The 11,390-nt window shown below is 55.0% G+C and carries 7 protein-coding genes; 5 read left to right on the top strand and 2 right to left on the bottom strand.

The features are described 5' to 3' along the window. Position 1 precedes the first annotated feature (1 nt). Entirely contained in the window at positions 2-652 is a 651-nt protein-coding gene (gene rcsB, locus EGY08_RS24045; protein WP_004103995.1) for a response regulator transcription factor RcsB, read from the top strand. A gap of 43 nt (positions 653-695) precedes the next feature. On the opposite strand, the gene rcsC is transcribed toward rcsB, so the two are convergent. Then, positions 696-3,542 carry a two-component system sensor histidine kinase RcsC gene (rcsC, locus tag EGY08_RS24040; protein ID WP_004123047.1) on the bottom strand — a complete coding sequence of 949 codons (2,847 nt, stop codon included), beginning with the start codon at positions 3,540-3,542 and terminating at the stop codon, positions 696-698. Between the two features lie 131 nt (positions 3,543-3,673). Beyond that, positions 3,674-6,307 (bottom strand): DNA topoisomerase (ATP-hydrolyzing) subunit A, encoded by a 2,634-nt coding sequence (gene gyrA, locus EGY08_RS24035; protein ID WP_004123050.1) that lies wholly within the window; start codon positions 6,305-6,307, stop codon positions 3,674-3,676. A gap of 185 nt (positions 6,308-6,492) precedes the next feature. Here gyrA and ubiG point away from each other — a divergent pair, with 185 nt between their 5' ends. From ubiG to yfaE, 4 genes are all read left to right on the top strand, one after another. After that, a complete protein-coding gene (ubiG, locus tag EGY08_RS24030) occupies positions 6,493-7,221 on the top strand; it encodes a bifunctional 2-polyprenyl-6-hydroxyphenol methylase/3-demethylubiquinol 3-O-methyltransferase UbiG (protein ID WP_004123052.1) in 729 nt (242 codons plus the stop codon). 344 nt (positions 7,222-7,565) lie between these two features. After that, positions 7,566-9,851, top strand: coding sequence for a class 1a ribonucleoside-diphosphate reductase subunit alpha (gene nrdA, locus EGY08_RS24020; RefSeq protein WP_087829146.1), 2,286 nt, complete (start codon positions 7,566-7,568; stop codon positions 9,849-9,851). 103 nt (positions 9,852-9,954) lie between these two features. Beyond that, positions 9,955-11,085: a class Ia ribonucleoside-diphosphate reductase subunit beta gene (gene nrdB / locus EGY08_RS24015; RefSeq protein ID WP_004123058.1), complete on the top strand. Its 1,131-nt coding sequence runs from the start codon at positions 9,955-9,957 to the stop codon at positions 11,083-11,085. After that, positions 11,085-11,339 (top strand): class I ribonucleotide reductase maintenance protein YfaE, encoded by a 255-nt coding sequence (gene yfaE, locus EGY08_RS24010; protein ID WP_004123060.1) that lies wholly within the window; start codon positions 11,085-11,087, stop codon positions 11,337-11,339. The genes nrdB and yfaE overlap by 1 nt, the downstream gene beginning before the upstream one ends. The last annotated feature ends 51 nt before the right edge of the window (positions 11,340-11,390 follow it).

The following is an 11,390-nucleotide window of genomic DNA, read 5'->3' as shown; positions in this document are numbered from 1 at the left end:
CATGAACAATATGAACGTAATTATTGCCGATGACCATCCGATCGTACTGTTCGGTATTCGTAAGTCACTTGAACAAATTGAGTGGGTGAACGTTGTCGGCGAGTTTGAAGACTCCACCGCATTAATCAACAATCTGCCAAAGCTGGACGCACACGTCCTGATTACCGATTTATCCATGCCCGGTGATAAATACGGCGATGGCATTACGCTTATCAAATACATCAAGCGTCATTTCCCGGATCTGTCCATCATTGTCCTGACAATGAATAACAACCCGGCGATCCTGAGCGCGGTGCTGGATCTGGACATCGAAGGGATCGTCCTGAAACAGGGTGCGCCAACCGATCTGCCTAAAGCGCTGGCCGCGCTGCAAAAGGGCAAAAAATTCACCCCGGAAAGCGTTTCGCGCCTGCTGGAAAAAATCAGCGCCGGCGGTTACGGCGACAAACGTTTGTCGCCTAAAGAGAGTGAGGTATTGCGTCTGTTCGCCGAAGGCTTCCTGGTCACAGAGATTGCCAAAAAGCTCAACCGCAGTATCAAAACCATCAGTAGCCAGAAAAAATCGGCAATGATGAAGCTCGGTGTGGAAAACGACATTGCCCTGCTTAACTACCTCTCTTCCGTTTCCCTGAGCTCCACGGATAAAGACTAACGTCTCCCTTCCCGGATAGCGCAGCGCTATCCGGGAAACTGCCTTACTCCCTTCCCTTACGTACCCGTGCTGCGTAGACCGTCAGGGTCTGCTTGATAATATCCAGAGTCACCGGCTTAGAAAGGCAGCTGTCCATACCCGACTCCAGGCAGCGCTGCTTCTCTTCCGCCAGGGCGTTGGCGGTGACCCCGATCACCGGCAGCGTGAGTCCCAGCTGGCGTATGCGCTGGGTCAGGCGATAGCCGTCCATATTCGGCATGTTGACGTCGCTAAGCACGATATCAATATGCTGCTTGCTCAGAACATTCAGCGCATCGACCCCATCATTTGCCGTCACGCACTGATAGCCCAGCGATCCCAGCTGATCGGCCAGCAGACGTCGGTTAATAGGATGATCGTCTACCACCAGGATCATCATGTCATCATTGCTGGTGGTTTCCGCATCCGCCGCGGATAGCGCGGGCCCGTTTTCCGCGCTGGCCACGGCGATATGGAAGATGCGTCCCAGAAGCGGCAGCAGTTCATGGGGCGTGGCCACGCTATGCAGCCATTCGCCGGGCGCCCGCTCCTGCGGAATACCGATATGCCGACGAGAGAAGATCACCATTGCGCAGCCGGTCCAGGCTTCATACGTCTCGCTATCGGTTAACAGAATATCTTCCGCTCCCGGCGTTTGCCCGTCAAAACGACGGACCGGGACGCCGTGAAATGTCAGCAACTGCTCGACGAACACCGCCAGCGAGCTGTTATCAATCGCCAACCAGCAGCATTTTTCAGCCAGGCCGTCAATCAGTAGCGGCGGCGTATTTTGTACGCCATAAAGCGGGATACGAATGGTGAACCGGCTGCCCATGCCGGGCTCGGTTTCGACGGCAATATCGCCATCCATCATGCTGATAAGCTTTTCACAGATCGCCAGACCGAGTCCCGTCCCCTGGAAGTTGCGCTGCACCCCGGTTCCGACCTGGAAGAATGGATCGAACAGGCGTACCACCTCTTTCGCCGGGATCCCTTCGCCGGTGTCGCGTACGCTGATGCGCAGATAATCATCCGCCCGCTCTACGTGCAGGACAATACAGCCGGTATCGGTAAACTTAATCGCATTACTTAGCAGGTTGGAAATAACCTGTTGCAGGCGCATGGGATCGCCGGACATCAGCTGCGGTACGTCGGGCTCAATAAAACAGTACAGCCCCAGGTGCTTACGCACCACCAGCGGCAGATAGTTGGCGGAAATATGGTTCATGACCTCGCGCGGCGAAAACTCCCGCGGCTCAATTTTTAGCTGCTCGGACTCAATTTTTGAGAAGTCGAGGATATCGCTAATAATTTTCAGCAGCAGGCTGGAAGAGTTGTTCATCGCCGTCACCAGGCGATCGACGCCCTTCGGCAGCTCTTTGGTCTGCAATAAATCAAGGTTACCGATAATCCCGTACAGCGGCGTGCGCAGTTCGTGGCTGACGGTGGCGAGGAACATTGATTTCGACTGGCTGGCCTGCTCGGCAGCCTGGGCCATCTCCTGCAGCGACTCCTCCATTTTGACGCGCGCCGAGACATCCACCAACACGCAAATCGCCACATTCTCATTACGGTAGCGCGAGTGGACAAAGCTGATTTGCAGGTTAGTGTTATTGCTGGTCAGCACATCGACAAAGTTCACCTGCTGGCCGCAGATAATTTGCGTCAGCCGCTGCCTGTCCTCGTGGGTTAGCATGTTGAGATAGTTATGCGCCAGCTCGTTACTCAGGATGTTGGTGCCGTCGAGCGTACGTAAAATACAGATCCCCACCGGCGCGGAGGCAACGATTTTTCGGTTGAACTGCTCATGCTCTTCCAGCCGCTGGGCGTCATTTTCCGCCGGAATAAAAATCCGCCGTTCATACATTCGGGCGAGGACAAAGAGGAGCACGCCGGTGAGCAGATTGAGCACCACAGCGTTCAGTATCAGCATCCGGATGCGTTCCAGCACCTGATCCACCGGCACCGAATAGACAATACTCAGGGATGATGGCGGCAGGTTTTTTTTCATCGCCAGCTCGCGAAAACCGGCGGTATAGCCGAACCACAGACGCTCCTGCATCCACTTCGCATCCGCTTTAATATTACTGTCCGACCCGGCAAGCGAAATCAGCGACTGACCGTTATCGTCGAGGATAGTGACGTTCATCGGCAGACTACCAGGAGTAAAGAAGCTTTCCATACGGATGGTTTGCTCTACGCCGAGCATCGCCTGCAGGCGATTCGCTACATAGATTGGGGTCAACGCATAGAAATAACCAACGCCCGGACGCACGCCCTGGCTTATCCAGAACAGATTATTACCGCGCTCGTTTTGCGGCGCGTCGCGATACTGCTCAATGCGCTGATGCAGCACTTTTAACGCCTGGTCCCGCTCCAGCGGAATATCGCGCAGACCGAAGTTGGCCATACACAGATTGTCGCTGCCAATCAAAAAAATACGATTGAGGTCGTAGGCCGTTGAGAAATTGTCACGCCAGTAGCGCATAAACCACGCCAGTGACTGTAGCGAATTACGCCAGGTCGTACTCATCAGCGCGCAGTCGGAGTCCGGGTAGAGCGGTTCAAAATTAGGTATCGCGATATCGCCGCGCTGAACCGGCGTATCACCGCCTTCGCCGCCGTCCATCGGCCGGTTGCCCGCAACGTACTTCAGCTCTTTGATCACATCGGCGGTACGCTGGATGTAGCGCTGCGCCTGATCGGCATTGAGATTAAATTCCTGGCGAATTTCCGATTCGCGATCGTGCAAAGCATTGACGATGTAAAACACCGACACAAAAGCGACCAGCACCCACAGTAGTACCGCCAGCGCTCTGAATAGATAGCGTGAAACCTTTAACGTGTTATGGAAAGAAGCTAGATATTTCAATGTGGCGATGCTCGGCCGTCAGGGGCTCAACAGAATGGCGTTAAGGTAACGATAAAACAACGGTCCCGCAACGGGAAAACAAAAAGGGTCGGGGATAGCCCCGACCCTTTCAGAACAATCACCGCAGAGAATTACTCTTCGTCTTCGGCAATATCATCGTCAGTATCCGCTTCCGGCGCGATATCCTCATCGCCTTCCGCCGCGCTGCCGTCGATGGCATCCAGCTCTTCGTCATCAACCGGCTCAGCTACGCGCTGCAGGCCAACCACGTTTTCATCTTCCGCGGTGCGGATCAGAATCACGCCCTGAGTGTTACGACCCACAATGCTCACTTCAGAAACGCGGGTTCGTACCAGCGTGCCCGCATCGGTGATCATCATAATCTGGTCGCAGTCATCTACCTGCACCGCGCCCACAACGGAACCATTGCGTTCGGTGACTTTGATAGAGATAACGCCCTGGGTCGCACGCGACTTGGTTGGATACTCTTCAGCCGCGGTACGTTTACCGTAGCCGTTCTGCGTGACGGTCAGGATGGCGCCTTCGCCGCGCGGAACGATCAGCGAGACCACCTTGTCCTCGCCGGCCAGCTTGATGCCGCGCACGCCGGTGGCGGTACGGCCCATCGCGCGGACGGCGTCCTCTTTAAAGCGCACCACTTTACCGGCGGCTGAGAACAGCATGACTTCGTCCTGACCGGAAGTCAGATCGACGCCAATCAGTTCGTCGCCTTCGTTAAGGTTAACCGCGATAATACCGGCGGAACGCGGACGGCTGAATTCGGTCAGCGCCGTTTTCTTCACGGTACCGCTGGCGGTCGCCATAAAGACGTTCACGCCCTCTTCGTATTCGCGGACCGGCAGGATCGCGGTGATGCGCTCGTTGGCTTCCAGCGGCAGCAGGTTGACGATCGGACGACCGCGCGCGCCGCGGCTGGCTTCCGGCAACTGATAAACTTTCATCCAGTAGAGACGACCGCGGCTGGAGAAGCAGAGGATCGTGTCGTGGGTGTTGGCCACCAGCAGACGGTCGATAAAGTCTTCTTCTTTGATACGCGCCGCAGATTTGCCTTTGCCGCCGCGACGCTGCGCTTCGTAGTCGGTTAACGGCTGATACTTCACGTAGCCCTGATGCGAAAGGGTCACGACAACATCTTCCTGGTTGATCAGGTCTTCGATGTTGATATCGGCGCTGTTAGCGGTGATCTCGGTACGGCGCGCGTCGCCGAACTGTTCACGGACCAGCTCCAGCTCTTCGCGGATAACTTCCATCAGGCGATCGGCGCTGCCCAGAATGTGCAGCAATTCCGCAATCTGTTCCAACAGCTCTTTGTATTCGTCGAGCAGTTTTTCATGCTCAAGGCCGGTCAGTTTCTGCAAACGCAGATCCAGAATCGCCTGTGCCTGCTGTTCGGTCAGGTAGTACTGGCCGTCGCGCACGCCGAATTCAGGTTCCAGCCATTCCGGACGCGCGGCGTCATCGCCTGCACGTTCCAGCATCGCGGAAACATTGCCCAGATCCCATGAACGGGCGATTAAGCCAGCTTTCGCTTCCGCCGGCGTCGGCGCGCGGCGAATCAGCTCAATAATCGGATCGATGTTGGCCAGGGCAATCGCCAGCGCTTCGAGGATGTGCGCGCGATCGCGGGCTTTACGCAGTTCAAAAATCGTACGGCGGGTCACCACTTCGCGGCGGTGGCGCACGAACGCGGCAATAATTTCTTTCAGGTTCATGATCTTCGGCTGACCATGGTGCAGGGCAACCATGTTGATACCGAAGGAGACCTGGAGCTGAGTCTGCGAATAAAGGTTGTTAAGAACCACCTCACCCACCGCATCGCGCTTCACTTCTATCACGATACGCATGCCGTCTTTATCAGACTCGTCGCGCAGCGCGCTGATGCCTTCGACGCGTTTGTCTTTGACCAGCTCAGCGATTTTCTCAATCAGGCGCGCTTTGTTCACCTGATACGGAATTTCATGCACGATGATGGTTTCGCGACCGGTTTTCGCGTCAGCTTCCACTTCCGCGCGCGCGCGAATGTACACTTTACCGCGACCGGTACGATAGGCCTCTTCAATGCCGCGGCGACCGTTGATGATCGCGGCGGTCGGGAAGTCCGGACCCGGAATATGTTCCATCAGCCCTTCAATGCTGATGTCTTCGTTTTCAACGTAGGCCAGACAGCCGTTGATCACTTCGGTCAGGTTATGCGGCGGAATGTTGGTCGCCATACCTACCGCGATACCGGACGAACCGTTGACTAACAGGTTCGGGATTTTGGTCGGCATAACGTCAGGGATCTTTTCCGTGCCGTCATAGTTATCGACGAAATCCACCGTCTCTTTTTCCAGGTCGGCCATCAGTTCATGAGCGATCTTCGACATACGGATTTCCGTATAACGCATCGCTGCGGCGGAGTCGCCGTCGACAGAACCGAAGTTACCCTGGCCATCTACCAGCATGTAACGCAGGGAGAATGGCTGCGCCATACGTACAATGGTATCGTATACGGCAGTATCACCATGAGGGTGGTATTTACCGATTACGTCACCAACGACACGGGCAGATTTTTTATAGGCTTTGTTCCAGTCATTGCCCAATACGTTCATGGCGTATAGTACGCGACGGTGTACCGGCTTCAGGCCATCTCGGACATCCGGCAGCGCACGGCCAACAATGACCGACATCGCATAATCCAGATACGAGCTCTTCAGCTCTTCCTCAATGTTGACCGGTGTAATTTCTCTCGCAAGGTCGCTCATCTAACCGCTATCCCTCTACTGTATCCCGGATTCAAAGGTCGCAAATTATAACACACCCGTAGTGATACGGGTAAACCTATACCCAATGATTTTCGCGCGGCGGAAGGCGACAGGGATAGACGGTTTATTCATCCCTGAGGCCTGATATACTCGCGGGTCTGAACTGAACAGGAGTAAAAGCGCCCATGAATGCCGAAAAACCGTCGGTGGCCCACAATGTTGATCATAATGAAATCGCTAAATTTGAAGCCGTCGCCTCGCGCTGGTGGGATTTAGAAGGCGAATTCAAGCCGTTACATCGCATCAACCCTCTACGTCTTGGCTATATCGCGGAGCGCGCCGGAGGCCTGTTTGGCAAAAAAGTGCTCGATGTCGGCTGCGGCGGCGGCATCCTGGCTGAAAGCATGGCTCGGGAAGGCGCGACGGTGACCGGTCTGGATATGGGTTTCGAACCGTTACAGGTGGCCAGGCTGCACGCCCTGGAGAGCGGTATTCAGGTCGAATACGTCCAGGAAACCGTTGAAGAGCACGCGGCGAAGCATGCCCAGCAGTATGACGTCGTGACCTGCATGGAGATGTTGGAGCACGTCCCGGACCCGCAGTCGGTGGTCCACGCCTGCGCGCGGCTGGTCAAACCCGGCGGCCAGGTCTTCTTCTCGACCATTAACCGTAACGGTAAAGCGTGGCTGATGGCGGTCGTGGGCGCCGAATACGTGATGAAGATGGTGCCAAAAGGTACCCATGACGTGAAGAAATTTATTAAACCAGCGGAGCTGATCGGCTGGGTTGATGAGACTATTCTGAAAGAGCAGCATATTACCGGTCTTCACTACAATCCGTTGACCAATACCTTCAAGCTGGCGCCGGGCGTTGATGTTAACTATATGTTGCATACAACGGCGACGAAGGCATAGCGTCAGCTGTTTTTCCTATGATGATTGCGCGGCATCAAGCCGCGTGATTTTTTCTTCCGATGAAGAAATCAGCACTCGATCAAATTTTCATTTTTTTTTCTGTTTTATTGACATCTTCTCCAGGCCTTATGTGGCGTGGATTTCGCAATCATTACCCTTCCGCAACCTCAATTTAACCTCAAAATCAACTCTTGTACTCAAAAGAATCCTTACTAGAATACTCACCATATAGCGTTTCTTTTATCGACAACCCCCTACATATAGTATTTATCCACAGAGTTAGTCACAACGGCGATCTGTGGATAAGTGGGGGATATTTTCTTTCACGGACAGGTATAATCCACATGAATCAGAGTCTGCTGGTGACAAAGCGCGACGGTAGCACCGAGCGCATCAATCTCGATAAAATCCACCGCGTGCTGGATTGGGCGGCAGAAGGGCTGAATAACGTATCCATCTCCCAGGTAGAACTGCGTTCCCACATTCAGTTCTATGACGGCATCAAAACCGCCGACATTCACGAAACCATTATCAAAGCCGCCGCGGACCTTATTTCCCGCGATGCCCCGGATTACCAGTATCTCGCCGCCCGCCTGGCGATTTTCCACCTGCGTAAAAAAGCCTACGGCCAGTTTGAGCCGCCAGCGCTGTTCGACCACGTGTCGAAAATGGTGAAAAACGGCAAATACGATACTCATCTGCTGGAAGACTACACGGAAGAAGAGTTCAAGCAGATGGATTCGTTCATCGAGCACGATCGCGATATGACCTTCTCCTACGCGGCGGTTAAGCAGCTCGAAGGTAAATATCTGGTGCAGAACCGCGTCACCGGCGAGATCTACGAAAGCGCCCAGTTCCTGTACATTCTGGTTGCCGCCTGCCTGTTCTCCAACTACCCGCGCGAGACGCGTCTGGACTACATTAAGCGTTTCTATGACGCGGTGTCGACGTTTAAAATCTCCCTGCCCACGCCGATCATGTCCGGCGTGCGCACCCCAACCCGCCAGTTCAGCTCCTGCGTGCTGATCGAGTGCGGCGACAGCCTGGATTCGATTAACGCCACCTCCAGCGCCATTGTTAAATACGTCTCTCAGCGCGCCGGTATCGGCATCAACGCCGGTCGCATCCGCGCGCTGGGTAGCCCGATTCGCGGCGGTGAAGCGTTCCACACCGGCTGTATCCCGTTCTATAAGCACTTCCAGACCGCGGTAAAATCCTGTTCCCAGGGTGGTGTGCGCGGCGGTGCGGCGACCCTCTTCTACCCGATGTGGCATCTGGAAGTCGAAAGCCTGCTGGTGCTGAAAAATAACCGTGGCACCGACGCCAACCGCGTTCGTCACATGGACTACGGCGTACAGATCAACAAGCTGATGTATACCCGCCTGCTGAAAGGCGGCGATATCACCCTGTTCAGCCCATCAGACGTCCCGGGCCTGTATGATGCGTTCTTTGCCGATCAGGACGAGTTCGAGCGTCTGTACACAAAATATGAGCAGGACGACACCATTCGCAAGCAGCGCATCAAAGCGGTAGAGCTGTTCTCGCTGATGATGCAGGAGCGCGCCTCCACCGGCCGTATCTACATCCAGAACGTCGACCACTGCAACACCCACAGCCCGTTTGACCCGGTTGTCGCGCCGGTGCGCCAGTCCAACCTGTGCCTGGAAATCGCCCTGCCGACCAAGCCGCTGGAAGATGTGAACGACGAAAACGGTGAAATTGCGCTGTGCACCCTCTCCGCTTTCAACCTCGGCGTTATCGATAGCCTTGATGAGTTGGAAGAGCTGGCGGTACTGGCGGTTCGCGCGCTGGATGCCCTGCTGGATTATCAGGACTACCCGATCCCGGCAGCCAAACGCGGCGCCATGGGCCGTCGTACGCTGGGTATTGGCGTGATCAACTTTGCCTACTATCTGGCGAAGCACGGTAAACGCTACTCCGACGGCAGCGCCAACAACCTGACGCATAAAACGTTCGAAGCGATTCAGTACTACCTGCTGAAAGCCTCTAACGAACTGGCTATCGAGCAGGGCGCGTGCCCGTGGTTCAACGAAACCACCTACGCCAAAGGCATTCTGCCGATCGATACCTATAAAAAAGACCTGGATGCGATCGTCAATGAATCCCTGCATTACGACTGGGAAGCGTTGCGCGAATCGATCAAAACGCACGGCCTGCGTAACTCCACGCTCTCCGCGCTGATGCCGTCCGAGACCTCTTCGCAGATCTCCAATGCCACCAACGGCATTGAGCCGCCGCGCGGCCACGTCAGCATTAAAGCATCGAAAGACGGGATCCTGCGCCAGGTGGTGCCGGATTACGAAAAACTGCAGAACGGCTACGAGCTGCTGTGGGAAATGCCGAACAACGATGGTTACTTGCAGCTGGTCGGTATTATGCAGAAGTTTATCGACCAGTCGATTTCTGCCAACACCAACTACGATCCGACTCGCTTCCCGTCAGGTAAAGTGCCGATGCAGCAATTGCTGAAAGACTTGCTCAATGCCTATAAGTTCGGCGTCAAAACGCTGTACTATCACAACACTCGCGATGGCGCGGAAGATGCTCAGGATGATCTGGCGCCGTCCATCCAGGACGACGGCTGCGAAAGCGGCGCATGTAAGATTTGATAATATTGCCCGGCGGCGCGTTGCTTGCCGGGCCTACGGTATATTGTAGGCCGGGTTAGCGAAGTGCCACCCGGCTTGTAATTCCAGGACAGGATCCTCACTCATGGCATATACCACTTTTTCTCAGACCAAAAACGATCAGCTGCTTGAGCCGATGTTTTTTGGTCAGCCGGTGAACGTCGCCCGCTACGATCAGCAAAAATATGACATCTTCGAAAAGCTGATTGAAAAACAGCTCTCCTTCTTCTGGCGTCCGGAAGAAGTTGACGTTTCCCGCGACCGCATCGACTACCAGGCGCTGCCGGAACACGAAAAGCACATTTTTATCAGCAACCTGAAATATCAGACGCTGCTCGACTCGATCCAGGGACGCAGCCCGAACGTCGCCCTGCTGCCGCTGATTTCGATTCCGGAGCTGGAAACCTGGGTTGAAACCTGGGCGTTCTCAGAGACCATTCATTCGCGCTCCTACACCCACATCATCCGCAATATCGTTAACGATCCGGCGATGGTGTTTGACGATATCGTCACCAACGAGCAGATCCAGAAACGCGCGGAAGGGATTTCCAGCTATTACGATGAATTGATTGAGCTAACCAGCTACTGGCATCTGCTGGGCGAAGGCACCCACAGCGTGAACGGTAAAACTATCACCGTGAACCTGCGCGAGCTGAAAAAGAAACTCTACCTGTGCCTGATGAGCGTGAACGCGCTGGAAGCCATCCGTTTTTACGTCAGCTTTGCCTGCTCCTTCGCCTTTGCCGAGCGCAAGCTGATGGAAGGTAACGCCAAGATTATCCGTCTGATCGCCCGCGACGAAGCGCTGCACCTGACCGGTACTCAGCATATGCTGAACCTGCTGCGTTCAGGCGTCGACGATCCGGAGATGGCTTCAATCGCCGAAGAGTGCAAACAGGCGTGCTACGACCTGTTCGTGCAGGCGGCGCAGCAGGAAAAAGAGTGGGCGGATTATCTGTTCCGCGACGGCTCGATGATCGGCCTGAACAAAGATATTCTCTGCCAGTACGTTGAGTACATTACCAACATCCGCATGCAGGCGGTGGGTCTCGATCTGCCGTTCCAGACCCGCTCCAACCCGATCCCGTGGATCAACACCTGGCTGGTGTCCGATAACGTGCAGGTTGCGCCGCAGGAAGTGGAAGTCAGTTCCTATCTCGTCGGGCAGATCGATTCCGAAGTCGACGCCGACGATCTGAGCAACTTCCAGCTCTGATGAAACGCATTTTTTTGAAGATTTCTGACACTCGTCTTGAGTGTCAGGATGAACATCCCTCTCTGCTGGCGGCTCTGGAATCGCACAATATCGACGTGGAGTATCAATGCCGCGAAGGCTACTGCGGCTCCTGCCGTCTACGGCTGGTTTCGGGCCAGGTTGACTGGCTCACCGAGCCGCTGGCGTTTGTCCAGCCGGGTGAGATTTTGCCCTGCTGCTGCCGGGCGCAAGGCGATATTGAAATCGAGATGTAATCTTTATCGGGTGGCGCTGCGCTTACCCGACCTATGAAACTGCCGTTCACA

Source organism: Klebsiella sp. FDAARGOS_511, assembly GCF_003812845.1.
Lineage (GTDB): Bacteria > Pseudomonadota > Gammaproteobacteria > Enterobacterales > Enterobacteriaceae > Klebsiella > Klebsiella grimontii.
This window is presented reverse-complemented; position numbering and strand designations above follow the sequence as displayed.